The following is a 17409-nucleotide window of genomic DNA, read 5'->3' on the forward strand; positions in this document are numbered from 1 at the left end:
AATGAAGATAAAACAAAGGGCGAATGGTAACAGGCGTTGCCCGCCCGGCTCCAGTGAGCAGGGCATTTAAGCCAAGGTTGCGTCTACAACGCGCTCTAGCCTTGGTGAATGGCCGATTATCAGCCGATGGCATTTACCCATCATTCGCTGTATGCCAGATTCGACCGCTGATAACTTTCCTTACAATTTCTCGACTACAGTCTGCCCATGCCTGCCCAACTCAAGCGTCGCCTGTCTATTTTCCTGCTGCTCGTCCTGCTGATTGCCGGGGGCTTTTTTGCCCAGTGGTTCTTCAAGGGACGGTTTTATGAAAGCACCGACAACGCTTATGTCCAGGGCGAGATCACCCGTGTGTCGAGTCAACTGGGCGCGCGCATTGATCAGGTGCTGGTGCAGGACAACCAGCACGTCGAGAAAGGCCAGCTGCTGATCAAGCTCGAAGGCGATGACTTCCACCTCGCCGTCGACCGCGCCAACGCTACCCTCGCCACCCGTGAAGCCGAACGCCTGCAAGCCCGAAGCAAACTCACTCAGCAAGCCAGCCTGATCGCCGCCAGCGAGGCGCAAGTCGCGTCCAGCCAGGCCAGCCTAGGCCGCTCGCAGATCGACCTGTCTCGCGCGCAGACCCTGCGCAAACCCGGCTATGTCTCGGAAGAACGGGTGACCACCCTCTCCGCCGATAACCACATCGCCCGCTCGCAAGTGACCAAGGCACAGGCGGACGCCCAAAGTCAGCGTCAACAAATCAACACCCTGGCCGCCGAGATCAAACGCCTCGACGCCATGATCGCCAACGCCAAAACCGATCTGGCCCAGGCCGAACTGAACCTGACCCGCAGCGAAATCCACGCGCCCATCAGCGGCCTGATCGGCCAGCGCGCCGCCCGCGAAGGCCAGTATGTGCAGGCGGGTGCTTACCTGATGTCGATCGTTCCGGATCAGGACATCTGGATTCAGGCCAACTTCAAGGAAACCCAGATCGGCCACATGCAGCCGGGCCAAAAAGCCGAACTGATCTTTGACGCCTACAGCGACATGCCAATCGATGCGCGAGTCGACAGCCTGTTCGCCGCCTCGGGCGCGCAGTTCAGCCTGTTGCCGCCGGACAATGCCACCGGCAACTTCACCAAAGTCGTACAACGGATTCCGGTAAAACTGACCTTCGCCGCGGACAATCCGCTGCAAGGCAAGATTCGTCCGGGCATGTCGGTCACCGCTAAAGTGAACATCAAAGACACGCCTGACGATGGCCGGTGATCAACTGATCCGCCCGGTCGGCGAACCGAGCCGGCGGGACTGGATCGCGGTCATGAGCGTGATGCTCGGTGCCTTCATGGCGGTGCTCGACATCCAGATCACCAACTCGTCGCTCAAGGATATTCAAGGCGCGCTGTCGGCCACCCTGGAAGAAGGCTCGTGGATTTCCACCTCGTACCTGGTGGCGGAAATCATCATGATCCCGCTGACGGCGTGGCTGGTGCAGTTGCTCTCGGCGCGACGGCTGGCGGTGTGGGTGTCGCTCGGATTTCTCGCTGCCTCCCTGCTCTGCTCAATGGCGTGGAGCCTGGAGAGCATGATCGTCTTTCGTGCGCTACAGGGTTTCACCGGCGGCGCGCTGATCCCGCTGGCGTTCACCCTCACGCTGATCAAACTCCCCGAACACCACCGCGCCAAAGGCATGGCCATGTTCGCCATGACCGCGACGTTCGCGCCCTCCATCGGCCCGACCCTCGGCGGTTGGTTGACCGAGAATTGGGGCTGGGAATACATCTTCTACATCAACATTCCGCCGGGCCTGATCATGATCGCCGGTCTGATGTACGGCCTGGAGAAGAAAGAAGCCCACTGGGAACTGCTGAAAAGCACCGACTACCTGGGCATTCTCACGCTGGGCGTCGGGCTCGGTTGTTTGCAGGTGTTTTTGGAGGAAGGCCATCGCAAGGACTGGCTGGAATCGAGCCTCATCGTGACCCTGGGGAGCATCGCGATAGTCAGCCTGATCACCTTTGTGATCGTGCAGACTTCCAAGCCCAATCCGCTGATCAACCTCGGCATCCTGCGCAATCGCAACTTTGGTTTATCGAGTATTTCCAGTGTCGGGATGGGTGTCGGATTGTACGGCTCGATCTACCTGTTGCCGCTGTACCTGGCGCAGATCCAGAACTACAACGCCTTGCAGATCGGCGAAGTGATCATGTGGATGGGTGTACCGCAGCTGTTTCTGATTCCGCTGGTGCCGAAGCTGATGAAGTACGTCTCGCCGAAATGGCTGTGCACGTTGGGTTTCGGGCTATTTGGATTGGCGAGTTTTTCATCGGGCGTACTGAACCCGGACTTCGCCGGGCCGCAGTTCAATCAAATCCAGATCATCCGCGCGTTGGGCCAGCCGCTGATCATGGTGACCATCTCGTTGATCGCCACGGCGTACATTCTGCCGCAGGACGCGGGGTCGGCGTCGAGCCTGTTCAACATCCTGCGCAACCTGGGCGGTGCGATTGGCATCGCCCTCCTCGCCACCCTGCTGGATGCGCGAACCAAGACTTACTTTGATTATTTACGTGAAGCGATTGTGCCGACCAACCCACAGGTGGCCGAACGCATGGCGTCGCTGACGGATCGGTTTGGCAGTGAGACGGCAGCGCTGGGCAAGCTCAGTGAAATCGCGCATCAGCAGGCGTCGATCATGGCTTACAACGATGCGTTTCACTTTGTCGGGATTGCGCTGGGGATCAGCATGCTGGCGGTGTTGCTGACCAAGGCGTTGCCAGCGGGATTGAAGGCTGGCGAGGCACATTGAGACCGAGGCGCCCCCATCGCGAGCAAGCTCGCTCCCACAGGGTTCTCTGATGTTCACATAACAGTGAACACACAGAAGTCCAATGTGGGAGCGAGCCTGCTCGCGATGAGGCCAGCAAATTCAGCGGAAATCAGACAGTGATCAACCGCTCACGCAACTTGCCAATCTCGTCGCGCATCTGCGCCGCCGCTTCGAATTCCAGGTCGCGCGCCAGCTGATACATCTTCTCTTCCAAGGCTTTAATGCGCTTGGCGATCTCGCCCGGCGAGCGCAGTTCCGCTTCGTACTTGGCGTTTTCCTCGGCCGCCTTGGCCATGCCTTTGCGCTTCTTGCTGCGCGAACCCGGCACGGTGGCACCTTCCATGATGTCGGCAACGTCCTTGAACACGCCCTTGGGCGTGATGCCATTGGCCAGGTTGAAGGCAATCTGCTTGTCGCGACGACGCTCGGTCTCGCCAATCGCCCGCTCCATGGAACCGGTGATGCGATCCGCGTAGAGAATCGCCCGGCCATTGAGATTACGCGCGGCCCGGCCGATGGTCTGGATCAGCGAACGCTCGGAACGCAGGAAGCCTTCCTTGTCCGCATCGAGAATCGCCACCAGCGAGACTTCCGGCATGTCCAGGCCTTCACGCAGCAGGTTGATCCCCACCAACACATCGAAGGTGCCCAAACGCAGATCGCGGATGATTTCGACCCGTTCCACGGTGTCGATGTCCGAGTGCAGATAACGCACCCGCACGCCGTGGTCGGCCAGGTAATCGGTCAAGTCTTCGGACATCCGTTTGGTCAGCGTGGTGACCAGAACCCGCTCTTCCAGCGCCACGCGCTTGCCGATTTCCGAGAGCAGATCGTCGACTTGGGTCAACGCCGGGCGGATTTCGATTTGCGGGTCCACCAGGCCAGTCGGACGGACCAGTTGCTCGACCACGCGACCGGCGTGCTCCGCCTCGTAATTGCCCGGTGTGGCCGAGACAAAGATTGTCTGCGGGCTGATGTTTTCGAACTCGTCGAAGCGCATCGGCCGGTTATCCAGCGCGGACGGCAGACGGAAACCGTATTCCACCAGCGTCTCTTTACGCGAACGGTCACCCTTATACATGGCGCCGACCTGCGGCACGCTGACGTGGGATTCGTCGATCACCAGCAAGGCGTCAGCCGGCAGGTAGTCAAACAAAGTTGGTGGCGCCTGGCCGGATTCACGGCCCGACAGGTAGCGCGAGTAGTTTTCGATGCCGTTGCAATAACCCAGTTCGAGGATCATCTCCAGGTCGAAACGGGTGCGCTGCTCCAGGCGCTGGGCCTCAACGAGCTTATTGTTGGAGCGCAGGTAGTCCAGGCGCTCCTGCAACTCGACTTTGATCCCTTCGACGGCACCCAGCAGGGTTTCTCGCGGGGTCACGTAGTGGCTTTTCGGATAGAACGTGAACCGCGGCAGCTTGCGGATCACTTCGCCGGTCAGTGGATCGAAGGCTGACAGGCTCTCGACTTCGTCATCGAACAGCTCGATACGGATCGCTTCGAAATCGGATTCCGCCGGGTGGATATCGATCACATCGCCGCGGACCCGGAAGGTTGCACGGGCAAATTCCATGTCATTGCGGGTGTACTGCAAGTCTGCCAAGCGACGCAGCAACGCACGCTGATCGAGCTTGTCGCCGCGATCCACGTGCAGCACCATCTTCAAATAGGTTTCCGGACTGCCCAGACCGTAGATGCACGACACCGTGGTGACGATGATCGCGTCCTTGCGCTCCAGCAGCGCCTTGGTCGCGGACAGCCGCATTTGCTCGATATGGTCGTTGATCGAGGCGTCTTTCTCGATGAAGGTGTCCGATGACGGCACATACGCTTCGGGCTGGTAATAGTCGTAGTAGGAAACGAAGTATTCGACCGCATTGTTCGGGAAGAACGCTTTGAACTCACCGTACAACTGCGCGGCCAGGGTCTTGTTGGGTGCCAGCACCAGGGTTGGACGTTGAACCTGGGCGATCACATTGGCGATGCTGAAGGTCTTGCCCGAGCCGGTCACACCAAGCAACGTCTGGTGCGCCAGCCCGGCTTCGATGCCCTCGACCATCAGGCGGATGGCTTCCGGCTGATCGCCGGCGGGCTCGAAGCGGGTGACTAGCTGGAATTCAGACATGAAATACCTCTCGGTTTTCGAAGCAGGAGTCGCGCCTGTCCGGGCGAACCGGGCAGCAACGGGAAAGACCGCAAACGACCGATGTCGCCCGAGGAAAAAACTGGATTGTGCTCAATGTGGAGCCGATTGCCCGCGCTTTCAAGGCAAACGTCCTACATCGGGTAAAACCTTTGACGATGCCAATCGACTAACGGTCGAGAAATAATCGGAAAAACTTACGGCAAAAGCCGAATCGTCTGTCGCCATCAATCGCAGATGGCCTCTATACTAGCTCCCCGTTTGTGCACCGCTCTAGTGCATTCGGCTGGAGCGCGACACGTCCCTCCACATTCCATTCAGAGCCGCCGCAAAAATGAGCCTGTTCTCCGCTGTCGAAATGGCACCACGCGATCCAATCCTGGGCCTCAACGAAGCATTCAACGCCGATACCCGTACCAACAAGGTCAACCTGGGGGTCGGTGTTTACTGCAACGAGGAGGGGCGAATTCCACTCCTGCGCGCCGTTGTCGAAGCCGAGACGATTCGCGTCGCTCAACACGCTTCCCGTGGCTACTTGCCAATCGACGGTATTGCCGCCTACGACCAGGCTGTGCAGAAACTGCTGTTCGGCAATGACTCGCCACTGATCGCCGCCGGCCGCGTCATCACCACCCAAGCCGTTGGCGGTACAGGCGCACTGAAAATCGGTGCCGACTTCCTCAAGCAACTGCTGCCGAACGCTGTCGTGGCGATCAGCGACCCGAGCTGGGAAAACCACCGCGCGCTGTTCGAAACCGCCGGTTTCCCGGTGCAGAACTATCGCTACTACGATGCCGCGACCCACGACGTGAACCGTACCGGCTTGCTGGAAGACTTGAACGCACTGCCGTCCGGTTCCATCGTTGTCCTGCACGCGTGCTGCCATAACCCGACCGGCGTGGACCTGAGCGCGGCGGACTGGAAAAACGTTCTGGACGTGGTGAAAGCCAAAGGTCACGTACCGTTCCTCGACATGGCCTACCAGGGCTTTGGCGATGGTATCGACGAAGACGCCGCGGCCGTGCGCCTGTTCGCTGAATCGGGCCTGACCTTCTTCGTCTCCAGCTCGTTCTCCAAATCCTTCTCGTTGTACGGCGAGCGCGTGGGCGCCCTGTCGATCGTCAGTGAATCGAAAGAAGAAAGCGCACGCGTGCTGTCGCAAGTCAAACGCGTGATCCGCACCAACTACTCCAACCCGCCGACCCATGGTGCAAGCATCGTTGCCGCCGTGCTGAACAGCCCGGAACTGCGCGCTCAGTGGGAAGAAGAACTGGCTGAAATGCGTCTGCGGATTCGCGGCATGCGCATCCAGATGGTCGACCTGCTGGCGAAAAACGCGCCACAGCGTGACTTCAGCTTCGTCGGTCGTCAGCGCGGCATGTTCTCCTACTCCGGCCTGACGGTTGAGCAAGTGACCCGCCTGCGCAGCGAGTTTGGTATCTACGCCCTGGACACCGGCCGCATCTGCGTGGCGGCGTTGAACCAGAACAACATTGATGCAGTGACAAAGGCCATCGTTGCGGTGATCTGAGTCTCGCGCGGTACGAAAAACGGGAAGCCTTGGGGCTTCCCGTTTTTTATTCGTCGCAGATAATTCTCAACGCCGCCGCTGCGCCCACTAAACTCCCCACCATTCAAACTGTAGGAGTGAGCCTGCTCGCGATAGCGGACTGTCAAGCGACAATGATGTTGAATGTCATGGCCCTATCGCGAGCAGGCTCACTCCTACAGGTTTTGTGTACATCCAGGAATTTTACGAGAACCCACATGAAAAACGATGACCTACGCGCCGACCGCGATGAGCTGGACCACTTCGTGCCTCGCACCCCGGCCAAACGCAGTAACAACCTGGTGATGCAAATCGCTGCCGGCGTGTTTCTCGGCGGCCTGACCTTGTGGCTGGTGCAGCTGACCGCAACGATGTTGTACGCCAAACTGATGCTCGCCACCGTCACCTTCGGCGGTTAGGCCAGTTCGGTTGCGCGCTGGCTGGCAGCGTCGTCATAGGCGACGTAGAGCGATTCGGCGACCTGGCTTTTGATGGCCTTGGCGCTTTCCAGGCCCAATACAAAACCTTCTGCCTTGCCACCGGCACGGTTCAGTTCATCAGCGGTGCTGGCCTGAGTGATTGCGTCGAACAGTTTTTCGGCGTGAGGGCCGACGCCTTTGGGCAGGCTGATCTGAGCGATGCTCATGCGAACACCCCGTTGTGGCGAGGTGTGTTGGTTGGGTGATTCATGGCGCGTACCTTTTCGGCGAATGGCCGGCAGCGCGTGTAACCACTTCCGGGCGGCCATGGTAGACCTCTGAGGCGATTCTGGTAACCGCCCACGGTCGATAAACCACCGTCCGTCCCCATGAATCCACCAAGTGGCCAACAGGTGCTTGACTTCTCTTTTTGAATCAGTAACATACACGCCATTCCGCGATAGCTCAGTTGGTAGAGCAAGTGACTGTTAATCACTGGGTCCCTGGTTCGAGTCCAGGTCGTGGAGCCAGACAAGCAATATCGAAAAGCCCCTGAATCGAAAGGTTCAGGGGCTTTTTTGTGGTCGGTATGAAAGTCAAAAGATCGCAGCCTGCGGCAGCTCCTTGTATCTACATGCAGGAACTGCCGCAGACTGCGATCTTTTTATCCTCCGACTATAAATCGTCAGACATGCTCACTGCTTTTCGCATGCACCGAGCGCGGTTCCGCCGGTCCATGGTCCGCCTCCACCACCGGAATCTCATTCCCGTCGCAGTCACGCAGTTTGCCTTCACTGAAATAATCCCCTTCGCGCAACGCTGCCAGATCCTGATAACGCAGGACGCGCTCAGTACCGGCCGCGAACACCGACTGCTGATCCGAGTTACCGGCAGTGAGGTGGTTGAAGGTCAGGTTCAGCACGATGGCCATGATCGCCGAGGAGCTGATGCCGGAGTGGAAGATCGTGGCGAACCAGCTTGGGAAGTGGTCGTAGAAGGTCGGCGCAGCGATGGGGATCATGCCGAAGCCGATGGAGGTGGCGACGATGATCAGGTTGACGTTGTTGCGGTAGTCGACCTTGGACAGCGTACGAATACCGCTGGCCGCCACGGTGCCGAACAGCACGATACCGGCGCCGCCGAGGACAGACGTCGGTACAGCGGCGATGACGCGGCCCATAAACGGCAGCAACCCGAGGATCACCAGAAACAAACCGCCGGTAGCCACCACAAAGCGGCTCTTGATCCCGGTCACCGCCACCAGCCCGACGTTCTGGGCGAACGCGCTTTGGGTGAAGGAGCCGAAGATCGGCGCGATCATGCTCGACAGCATGTCGGCGCGCAGGCCGTTGCCCAGGCGTTTGGAATCGACCTTGGTGCCGATGATTTCACCCACTGCCAGGATGTCAGCCGAGGTTTCCACCAGGGTCACCATGACGACGATGCACATCGACAGGATCGCGGCGAAGTGGAAGGCCGGCATGCCAAAGTGGAACGGCGTCGGGAAGCCAAACATCGGGCCTTGAGCGACAGACGAGAAGTCCGCCATGCCGAGGAACACCGCGATCACCGTACCGATGACCATGGCCAACAGGATCGACAAGCGGGAGATGGTCGCGCTGCCGATCTTGCTCAACAGCAGCACCAGCACCAGCGTCACCGCCGCCAGACCGATGTTCGCCATGCTGCCGAAGTCCGGGGCATGGCTGTTGCCACCCATGGCCCAGCGTGCGGCCACTGGCATCAGCGTCAGGCCGATGGTGGTGATCACAATGCCCGTGACCAGCGGCGGGAAAAACTTGGTGATTCGAGAGAACACCGGCGTGATCAGCAGGCCGATCAACGAAGCGGCAATCACCGCCCCGAGAATCGATTGAAACCCGCCCTCCCCGCCACTGCTGACAATCGCCACCATTGTCGCGACGCCAGAGAACGACACGCCCTGTACCAGCGGCAATTGGCAGCCGAAAAACGGTAAACCCAGCGTTTGCAGTAATGTCGCCAAGCCTCCCGCAAACAGTGAAGCAGCAATCAGCAAACCGATGTCCGCTGGCGAGAGCCCGGCCGCCTGGCCGATGATCAAAGGCACCGCGACGATGCCGCCGTACATGGTCAGAACGTGTTGCAGGCCGTAAGCCATATTCGCGCCGACCCCGAGATTTTCGTCCTCAGGCCGTTGGTGTGAAACATGGGGCGTTTTCATGGTTGGGGGGTTCCCTGGTTTTTGTTATGCGCACACTGTATGCAAGACTCAGGACAAATGTCTATAGAGTTGTATACAACTCTTCAGTCAGATGATGGACACATGGCCATTCCACACCAGAGACTTGCGCCGCACCTTCCCTGATAAACTCTCTCGCTCCGCAGCCCTTGCGGACGATTACGGACATGGAAGCCGCCATCTTGAAAGATCGCTCAGCACTCGAACACCTTGCCCAGATCCTGCCCCTGACCTTTGGCGCGTTTTGCACCGTGGTCGCCGTGCAAGCCCTGGCCATTGCCCTGCCCTACGCCATGGATTCCGCTGACCTGGAGGTTGGCCTTTGGGTTGGCGCTGGCGTATTTGTGACTTTTTTGGTTGGCGGCGTGTTTTTCGGCGTGGTGCCCCTGCTCGTGGGCTTCACGCCGCTGTACACCTGGCTCAGCGCCAAGGGTTACGCCAACTGGGCGACTGGCGTGTTGGCTGGGGTGGCGATCGCCGGGCTGGTCTGTCTTCACCCCAAATGGCGGTTGCTGTGGTCGTTCTGGCTGATCGATGGCGCGGCAGTCGGGTTGATCACCCATTGGGCGTGGCGTCGAGTCCAGAAGATCCAACGTGACGCAAAATCACGGGCCCTCTCACGACCATGAACACCCTTGAGCGATTCGCCCTTTGGCAGCCTGAAGCCCCCGACGACCCGAACCCCGAAGCATCACCGTTGATCATCGACGGCCACCGCTCAGCACTGGCCATTTCTGGTCGCACGTTGCTGCGCCAATACGAAACCGCGTCCGGCTATCTGCTGGTGACCGACTTCGACTGCCCCTTTGAAGAAGCCGTGTGCTTTTCGTTGATCAGTAAAGACCTTCAAAGCGTATTGGGCGAACACGTCGTCGGATGCATGTACAGCTCGTACTATCTGGAAGAGCTGGTATGGCTCGACGAGGCGCACTTTTTCGCGACCTTCGCGGGCCTGGCCGATTATCGGTTTTACTTCACGATTCGCCGGTTCGGCATCCCCTGGATTTACCCGAGACTGGGCGTGGCGTGCAGGCGCTTTCATCCCAAGAGCGGATCGTGGCGGCGGGACATTCGATAAAGCGCGAGCCGGCGAGACTCTTGGTCAGCAAGCCCCTTGAAGGGGCAAAACCTCCCGACAACATGACGCAAGGCAAGACGTGCACTACCTTGATAGAGGTACGCTCTCACTGAGACCACGATAGGAAATCGACATGAGCAAGGCTGACCAACTCGCCGCGAAACTGAAGCAAACCCAGCACTCCAGCGACGACCGGACACTCCGTGCAGATCACCAAATAGACAGCTGGCCTGCGCAGGTTTACGAGCTGTACCACCTCATCGAAGCTTGGCTGGCGCCGCTCAGCGAAGCCGGGCTGAACATCCGGCGAGTGCCTACGCACGTCTTCGAGCGTCATCCCGACGGGGCGACTTACGACTACGCCATCGACCAGTTACTGATTGAAGGCAACCACCACAGCCTCACCTTCGACCCCGTCGCACGCTTCACTGAGGATGGTGCCGGGCGGGTCGAGATCCGCCCCCAAGGAAAAGCACTCTCAATGCTGCGAACCGTGAGCGAACACGGCGAGACACAGTGGTGGCTGCAGGCGATCGATCAATCCCGGCAACAACCGGATGCGATCGCCATGACCGAAGACACTCTGCTTTCGGTGGTGCAGGAGGGGCTGCAGCTGTGAGGTTCAGGGGCGATATGTGACTCAGGGCTGTTGAATCAGCCCTTCAATAACCCGGCGCAACGCCGCCTCCCGCGGCACCCGAATGTCGAATTCGCTGCGCAACAAACCCATCAATTCATCCACATCAGTCACCTGCCGCCGTTCAGTCTCACTGCCGATCCGATGAATCGCAAAACTGCCGTTGTTCAGCGTGCGGCGCCACCCTTCGCCGGTGCGCGCCACCATCAGCTGCCTGGCAAAAGACGATTCGGGGTGGGTCGAGACGTACCAGTTGCCAACGGCGTAATCGATGTCTTCCTGGCGCTGCAAGTCGAAAATGTACATCGCCCGCCATTCGCCGCCGACGTTGGCGCGCAGGGTGTAGCCATCCTCGTGCGGCTCGATGCGATAGGGTTCGTGAGGTGTGAACTGTTCAGCCGGGGTATCGAGCATCAGCGGTGCGGTGGGCACCATGCCGCCGAAGCCGACGTCAGTGATGTAGCGAACGCCGTCCAGGGTTACCAGACTCAAGCGGTGTGTACGGGCGGTCCATGCTCCTTCGGGCTGGCCCATGACCACTCGGCCGGAGATGCCGCAAGCATCGAAGCCCAGTGCCTGGAGCAAGGCCAGGAACAGGTTGTTGAGTTCGTAGCAGTAACCACCGCGGCCATCGTGCAGGACCTTTTGCTCGATTGACGGCAGATCGATGAGCACCGGCTGGCCCGACAACGTGCTGAGGTTTTCGAACGGGAAGACGCCGGTGTGGCGCAGTTGAAGTTGGCGCAGGGTTTCCAGGGTTGGCGTCGGAGGCGCGTCGAAGCCCAGGCGCTGCAGGTACAACGCAAGATTGCTCAGGTGTGGCTCGCTCATTGCTCAGTCCTTATGCAGGGGGCCGCGGATTTCTCCGCCGATGGGCGCCATGTATAAGGGATAAAGCGGCTCAACTGACAATTGATTTAGCCAATCGCCACACACTTCAATCTCAACGCCGCTTGCGCGAACTCAACCGAATCCACGTCGGTGCATGATCACTCGCGTGGGGTTCGTTGCGAACCCAGGCATCGACTCCGGCCTCCTGCAGATAAGGGCTCAGCGCCGGGTTAAGTAACAGATGATCGATGCGCAGCCCTGAGTTCTTTTGCCAGTGCTGACGAAAATAATCCCAGAAGGTATAGAGCCGATCCTCTGGATACAGATGGCGCAAGGAATCGGTCCAGCCCTGGGCCAGCAGGCGTTGATAACACTCGCGACTTTCGGGTTGCAGCAACGCATCCTTCAGCCAGGATCGCGGGTTGTAGATGTCCAGGTCAGTGGGCACCACGTTGTAGTCACCGGCCAGCACTACGGGATGCTCACTGGCCTGAAGCGTCTGCGCGTAGTGGATCAGTCGTTCGAACCACGCCAGCTTGTAATCGAACTTCGGCCCCGGCTGCGGGTTGCCGTTGGGCAGGTACAGGCAGCCCACCAGAATCCCGTGCACGGCGGCCTCCAGATACCGGCTATGGGTGTCGCTGTCATCGCCCGGCAGACCTCGACGACTTTCCAGTGGCTGAGCATCCCGCGCCAGAATCGCCACGCCGTTCCACGAAGACTGACCTTGCCAGATCGCGCCGTAGCCAGCGGCCTCAAGCTCGGCGGCGGGGAATGCACTGTCAACCGACTTGAGCTCCTGCAAACACGCGATGTCCGGCTGCTCTCGCTCAAACCAGGCCAACAAGTTGGGCAGTCGGGCGCGCATGCCGTTGACGTTGAATGTCGCGATTTTCAAGTTCTTCATGTTCCAACGCTCGCAACGCAGGGTCGATACCCAGTTGTGACCGGGGGCGCACCCCGGCAGTTGCCTCTACGAGCGAGACAGGCGACTAAAGGCACGCCCCTACACTGGAAACTCGTCATGCGACGCCTTGAGCAACGGTAGCAAGGCCTGTTTCTCCATCGGCCGACTCAAGTAGAAACCCTGCACCTCATTGCACTGGTCCGAGACCAGGAAGTCCAGTTGCTCCAGGGTCTCGACGCCCTCTGCCGTCACGGTCAAGCCCATGGCTTTGCCCAGGTTGATGATCGCCTGCACCACGGCGCGATCATTGCCGCCGCCACTCATGGACGAGATGAAACGCTTGTCGATCTTGATCCCGTCGAACGGGTACGTGCGCAAGTAACCCAGGGAAGAATAGCCGGTACCGAAGTCGTCCATGTTCAACCGCACGCCCAGTTCCTTGAGCGCATTCATGGTCGCCAACGCTCCATCCACATCAATGAGCATCACGTTTTCGGTGATTTCAAGCTCCAGACGACTGGCCGGTAAACGGGTCTGGATCAATGCCTCCCTGACGTCCTCCACCACATCGCTGCGGGCAAATTGAACAGGCGACAAGTTGACCGACACCATCAACGCACCGGGCCAGGTCAGGGCCGTTTCACAGGCTTCGCGCAACACCCAGCGCCCCAAAGGCACGATCAGGTCAGTCTGCTCGGCCAAAGGGATAAACTCGTCGGGACTCAGCAGCCCCTGTTCCGGATGCTGCCAGCGCAGCAACGCTTCCACCGAAACTACCTGCTTGCCGCCCATGTTGTAGCGCGGCTGGTAATGCATCACGAACTCGTTGTTCTTGATCGCCCGGCGCAAGTCGCTTTCCAATTGTCGGCGGTGCTGGATCTGATCGTTCATGTGCGGCGCAAAGTAGCACCATGTCTTCTTGCCGTTGGATTTAGCCTGATACAGCGCAATGTCGGCACACCGGATCAGCTCATTGGGAATGTGACCCTGACGCCGACTCAAGGCGACACCGATGCTCGCGCCGATGTGCAACGTGTGATGTTCGTAATGAATCGGCTGCTGCAGGCTCCCGAGCAAACGCTCGCAGAACCGGTCGATTTCGGCGTGGCTGTCCATGCCGTTGAGCACCAGCACAAACTCATCACCACCGAGCCGGGCGACCAGATCTATGTCCCGCGTGCACTCGCGCAATCGGGTGGCCACTTCCAGCAGCACGGCGTCGCCAGCCGGGTGGCCAAGGGAATCGTTGATCGGCTTGAAGTTATCCAGATCAATCATCAACAGCGCCAGCGCCGCCGAATGCCCTTTCTGCGCCAGGGCCTCGTCGAGGAAACGCGCCAGTTTGTTGCGATTCGGCAGCCCCGTCAGGGCATCGTGCAACGACAGATGCTGGATCTGGGCATGGGCGGCGACTTCATCGGTGATGTCGCTGGCCGTTCCGCGGTAGCCCAGCACCTCGCCCTTGCGATGAATCGGTCGTGCCGAAACCCGGCAAATACGCTGTTGCCCCGACTGATCGCGATAGGAGCAGCGCAAATGGCTGACGGGCTGTTCTTCATTGAGCTTATGCAGCCACAGCGACAAGGGAATCGTATCGCAATTGAGCAATTGCCCGATGTCCTGCCCTATCCATTGCTGGTCGGAAAAACCGGTGACGGTGGCGAAACGTCCTGACAGATAAGAGATGCAATGCTTGTCGTCGATTTCCCAGATCCAATCGGAAGCGGCCTCAGCCACGGCACGAAAACGTTCTTCACTGGCCTCCAGCGCCTGGTTCGATAAATCGAGGCTGGTGTAGCTGGCATCCACGTGCCCGGACGTGCGTAAGACATACCGGAAAAAATAAGCCGTTAACAACGCCAGTACCAACAGCGCGCCGCCCAATGGCGGCAGCAGCGACCAGAGTAACTGGTGACCCGGTTGCTCAAGTCGGGAAACCAGGCTGTAGCCGGTGTCCGCCAGCGCCACGACTGGACTGCCGGGCGAGATGGCGTTATCAGGCGCCAGGTTTAAATCATGCAAGCCGTAATCGGCGCTCAGGGCGCTGAGCTTGTCAGGGCTTAATTGGTCGACGAACACCAGCACCGAGGTGCTTTGGGGATCGACCGCCGGCCTTTCGTCATTGGGGACAATCGCGGCAGCCGTCAGCAATGCCGGTTTGCCCTCGAACAGCGTGAACTGGCTGACGGGATCTATTAGGCTTTCCTGACTCTGGACTGCCTCTATCAGCGTCGCCATCGATGCCGAAAGATAGGTGGTCGCCGGCTCCTGCACCTGAAGCCCGCGCACCACGGCGTATTTGGTTTGCTGATGATCGACCACGAAGACGCCATCGTAGTGATCGATGCTGAACAAGGTTTTGCCCAGGTTCTGCTCGACGTAGGCCCATTGCACATCGACCTTGCCGTTCAAATGGTCGTAGGCGGTCGTCCAGTTAGCATAACTGGCGACGTAGTTTTTCGAAGCAGTGATACGATTTTCCAGCGCACGCTGGGTGTAGAACGTGGTCTTGGCCAGGTCCTGGGCGTCCAGCCTCCCGGCAATGTTGAACAAGGCCAACAGGGCGATCAGCACACCCAGAACAAACAGCAAGCCGACGACAAACACCAGGTTGCGAGTTATCGGCGTATGACGGGGAGCGGTGACGGTGGTAACGGCGTTCATATCCATGCACTTGATCCTGTCAATCGATTGCCTGATCGGGATGCGACGCTCGCAATGCTTTTTTACCTGGGCACTCGCCGAACGTTCACTGACCATAGCAGCCATGCTGGGCCCTGACGCCTGGATAACGCAAGCCATTGCAGCAATTGAAGAACCGTTGACACAACCATTGCCAATCGACGGCCGCTGCCCTGTAATTGCACGGATCGCCCGTGTACTTTTTGATTCCGAGAATGCCAGGTAACGACTCATCTTGGAGACGCACCATGATGACCATCAAAATTTCCTCGCTGTTACTGGCTGGAGTGCTGTCCGCCATGTCCGTCGGCACTTGTGCAGCCCCAGGCGATGGCGCTGATGCGACCGGCACCCAATCGGGTTCAATAGGCCGCTCGACCATGGCGCCCAACGACAATCCTGGCCAACCCTCGAGCGACCATAACGCTAACGGCAGCAATAGCGGATCGGACTCGTCGGGTCGCGGAAATGGTGGCAATGCCGGGAACAGCGGCTCTGGCGCGGGGGGTGGCACGGGCGCGGCGGGCGGTGGAACGGGCGGTGCCGGCGGCGGGACGGGCAGTTGGACGCGTAAAAGCAGCCGATAATCATCGGCTGCTTTTGGGCCTGAAACGCGAGACTAGGCTGGTTTGACCGGTGGCGGGTTCCACTTGCCGTTCAAAACCTCGGGCTTGGGCCCATACAAACGCATGGTCAGGTTGAAACCGCCCTTCGGCGCCGGCAGCCAATTGGCTTCAAGGTCCTTGCCGGGGTTTTCGTGCTGGAAGTAGATGTCCAGCGAACCGTCGGCATTCGTCTTGAACGGCATCCAGCTACTGAGTGCAAAGCGGTTGAGCGCATTGCCGACCTGGAAACCCTCGGGGTCGTACAAGGTGATCGACCAGAAAGCGTTTACCGGCGGCGTTTCACCCTTGTCGAAATGCAGCACGTACTTGTTCGCGCCATCGAGTGGCTTGCCTTCGACATCGCCGATGTTCAGCGGATAAATCGCATCCTCGGGCAAGTTGGCGCCGAGCCCGATCTGCGCAACGATCGCGCGCTTGAGGTAGTAGTTGCCGTAGACGCCCATGGTGTCGGTGTTCATCGACCAGCCGTTGACCACGCGAGCGAGGGTTGGAACCTTCCACGTCATCAGCGTCTGCGCGTCCTCGGGCACGGTCTGAAGCGCTGCTTTGATTTCAGGGTCCAGCGCATCCATGTTGAAGGATTTTCCGGGTTCGATACCGATACGCTTCATCTGCGCCAGGATGGGTTGATCAGTGATGTGCGCAGGGTGCACTTTGAGCAATTCGGCGGCGTAGGCGAAGTAGTGCGCCGCCGACATTGCGTCGACCTGGATCTTTGGCGGGGTCTTCATGTCCACGGCCGGGTCAATGTTCACGCTGGCCGGCTCGGGGCTTTTACCCAGTCGGGACAGCGGTGTCACGGTATAGCCAGCCTGAATTTTGTGCACGGCCGCGTAGTCCGCAGCGCCGTCGGTCTTGGTGCGGCCAATGACCCAGACAAAGGGCGTAGGCGCCGGCAGATGGTGCAGTCCGGCAGGCACCGTCCCGGTCCAGCCCGGCGGTGTCACCAGAAACTGCCCCGCTTGGGTGCCCGTCGTGCGCCAGCCCGGTGAGGCGAATACATCGGTCCACATGTCGAGCATCGGCAGCAAGTAAAAACGCCCGGCCGTATCGGGCGCTGCAATCACCAGCGGTTCTTTGGTCAAATCCAGCCAGGCAATGGAATACAAGGTGTCGAAGTTCGAGCGCACCACCCCTTTGAAATCTGCAGGTGGATACTGCGGAACGCTGACAAACATATTCATCGGACCTTTACCGAACTCCTTGCCCGACTCGATGTTGGTGAATTGCTTGCGCGTGATGTCCATGGTCAACAGCGGGTACAAATAAAGGTAGGCATCCACGCCGATGGCGTGTGCTTCTTCGGCTGTGACTTTCGATTGAGCGTGGCTCGCGAGCGGAAAAATGGCGCAGGTTGCAACGGTTAGAGCAACGGCTGTCAATGCTTGAGTAATCAACATTCTGACGATCATCCGTGCGGTGGGGAGACCTGCCGGGATCGGCAGCGTTACCGCAACTCTAGACGATCAATTGAAGAGGATCTGACAGGCAGACAGCC

Annotated in this window: 16 protein-coding genes and 1 tRNA gene; 10 read left to right on the forward strand and 7 right to left on the reverse strand. The window is 59.3% G+C overall.

What is annotated here, in order from left to right; genetic code table 11:
- Positions 1-207 precede the first annotated feature (207 nt).
- Both ACA056_RS19050 and ACA056_RS19055 read left to right on the forward strand, forming a co-directional pair.
- Positions 208-1257, forward strand: a complete 1050-nt coding sequence (locus ACA056_RS19050) for an HlyD family secretion protein (RefSeq protein ID WP_497266896.1) — start codon at positions 208-210, stop codon at positions 1255-1257.
- Positions 1247-2797: an MDR family MFS transporter gene (locus ACA056_RS19055; protein WP_497266898.1), complete on the forward strand. Its 1551-nt coding sequence runs from the start codon at positions 1247-1249 to the stop codon at positions 2795-2797. Before ACA056_RS19050 ends, ACA056_RS19055 begins: the two co-directional genes overlap by 11 nt.
- Positions 2798-2927: 130 nt before the next feature.
- Here the strand turns inward: ACA056_RS19055 and uvrB are convergent, their stop codons facing one another.
- Positions 2928-4943: an excinuclease ABC subunit UvrB gene (gene uvrB / locus ACA056_RS19060; RefSeq protein ID WP_489267238.1), complete on the reverse strand. Its 2016-nt coding sequence runs from the start codon at positions 4941-4943 to the stop codon at positions 2928-2930.
- Positions 4944-5295: 352 nt separating this feature from the next.
- Here uvrB and ACA056_RS19065 point away from each other — a divergent pair, with 352 nt between their 5' ends.
- Both ACA056_RS19065 and ACA056_RS19070 read left to right on the forward strand, forming a co-directional pair.
- Positions 5296-6492, forward strand: a complete 1197-nt coding sequence (locus ACA056_RS19065) for an amino acid aminotransferase (protein WP_497266900.1) — start codon at positions 5296-5298, stop codon at positions 6490-6492.
- A gap of 236 nt (positions 6493-6728) precedes the next feature.
- A complete protein-coding gene (locus ACA056_RS19070) occupies positions 6729-6929 on the forward strand; it encodes a hypothetical protein (RefSeq protein WP_497266902.1) in 201 nt (66 codons plus the stop codon).
- Here ACA056_RS19070 and ACA056_RS19075 read toward each other — a convergent pair.
- Complete coding sequence (locus ACA056_RS19075) at positions 6926-7156, reverse strand: hypothetical protein (RefSeq protein WP_033061947.1); 231 nt, start codon at positions 7154-7156, stop codon at positions 6926-6928. The genes ACA056_RS19070 and ACA056_RS19075 overlap by 4 nt on opposite strands.
- Positions 7157-7383: 227 nt before the next feature.
- On the opposite strand from ACA056_RS19075, the gene ACA056_RS19080 reads away from it, so the two are divergent.
- Positions 7384-7459, forward strand: a tRNA-Asn gene (locus ACA056_RS19080).
- Positions 7460-7614: 155 nt separating this feature from the next.
- Here ACA056_RS19080 and ACA056_RS19085 read toward each other — a convergent pair.
- Positions 7615-9132, reverse strand: a complete 1518-nt coding sequence (locus ACA056_RS19085; RefSeq protein WP_497266904.1) for a nucleobase:cation symporter-2 family protein — start codon at positions 9130-9132, stop codon at positions 7615-7617.
- A gap of 185 nt (positions 9133-9317) precedes the next feature.
- On the opposite strand from ACA056_RS19085, the gene ACA056_RS19090 reads away from it, so the two are divergent.
- The 3 genes from ACA056_RS19090 to ACA056_RS19100 all read left to right on the forward strand — a co-directional run bounded on the left by ACA056_RS19090 (position 9318) and on the right by ACA056_RS19100 (position 10847).
- Complete coding sequence (locus ACA056_RS19090) at positions 9318-9779, forward strand: hypothetical protein (protein ID WP_497266906.1); 462 nt, start codon at positions 9318-9320, stop codon at positions 9777-9779.
- A complete protein-coding gene (locus ACA056_RS19095; protein WP_497266908.1) occupies positions 9776-10228 on the forward strand; it encodes a hypothetical protein in 453 nt (150 codons plus the stop codon). Before ACA056_RS19090 ends, ACA056_RS19095 begins: the two co-directional genes overlap by 4 nt.
- 133 nt (positions 10229-10361) lie before the next feature.
- On the forward strand, positions 10362-10847 hold the full coding sequence (locus ACA056_RS19100) for a hypothetical protein (RefSeq protein WP_497266910.1): 486 nt from the start codon (positions 10362-10364) through the stop codon (positions 10845-10847).
- A gap of 21 nt (positions 10848-10868) precedes the next feature.
- Here the strand turns inward: ACA056_RS19100 and ACA056_RS19105 are convergent, their stop codons facing one another.
- The 3 genes from ACA056_RS19105 to ACA056_RS19115 form a co-directional block, all read right to left on the reverse strand.
- A complete protein-coding gene (locus ACA056_RS19105; RefSeq protein WP_497266912.1) occupies positions 10869-11696 on the reverse strand; it encodes an arylamine N-acetyltransferase family protein in 828 nt (275 codons plus the stop codon).
- A 112-nt stretch (positions 11697-11808) separates the two neighbouring features.
- Entirely contained in the window at positions 11809-12603 is a 795-nt protein-coding gene (locus tag ACA056_RS19110; RefSeq protein WP_497266914.1) for an exodeoxyribonuclease III, read from the reverse strand.
- 99 nt (positions 12604-12702) lie between these two features.
- Complete coding sequence (locus ACA056_RS19115; RefSeq protein ID WP_497266916.1) at positions 12703-15273, reverse strand: bifunctional diguanylate cyclase/phosphodiesterase; 2571 nt, start codon at positions 15271-15273, stop codon at positions 12703-12705.
- Here ACA056_RS19115 and ACA056_RS19120 point away from each other — a divergent pair.
- On the forward strand, positions 15272-15511 hold the full coding sequence (locus ACA056_RS19120; protein WP_497266918.1) for a hypothetical protein: 240 nt from the start codon (positions 15272-15274) through the stop codon (positions 15509-15511). The two genes, ACA056_RS19115 and ACA056_RS19120, sit on opposite strands and share 2 nt — an antisense overlap.
- 22 nt (positions 15512-15533) lie before the next feature.
- A complete protein-coding gene (locus ACA056_RS19125) occupies positions 15534-15872 on the forward strand; it encodes a hypothetical protein (RefSeq protein ID WP_497266920.1) in 339 nt (112 codons plus the stop codon).
- Between the two features lie 32 nt (positions 15873-15904).
- On the opposite strand, the gene ACA056_RS19130 is transcribed toward ACA056_RS19125, so the two are convergent.
- On the reverse strand, positions 15905-17311 hold the full coding sequence (locus tag ACA056_RS19130; protein ID WP_497266922.1) for a DUF1254 domain-containing protein: 1407 nt from the start codon (positions 17309-17311) through the stop codon (positions 15905-15907).
- Positions 17312-17409: the final 98 nt, after the last annotated feature.

The sequence above is a fragment of the Pseudomonas sp. LBUM1666 genome (assembly GCF_059695775.1).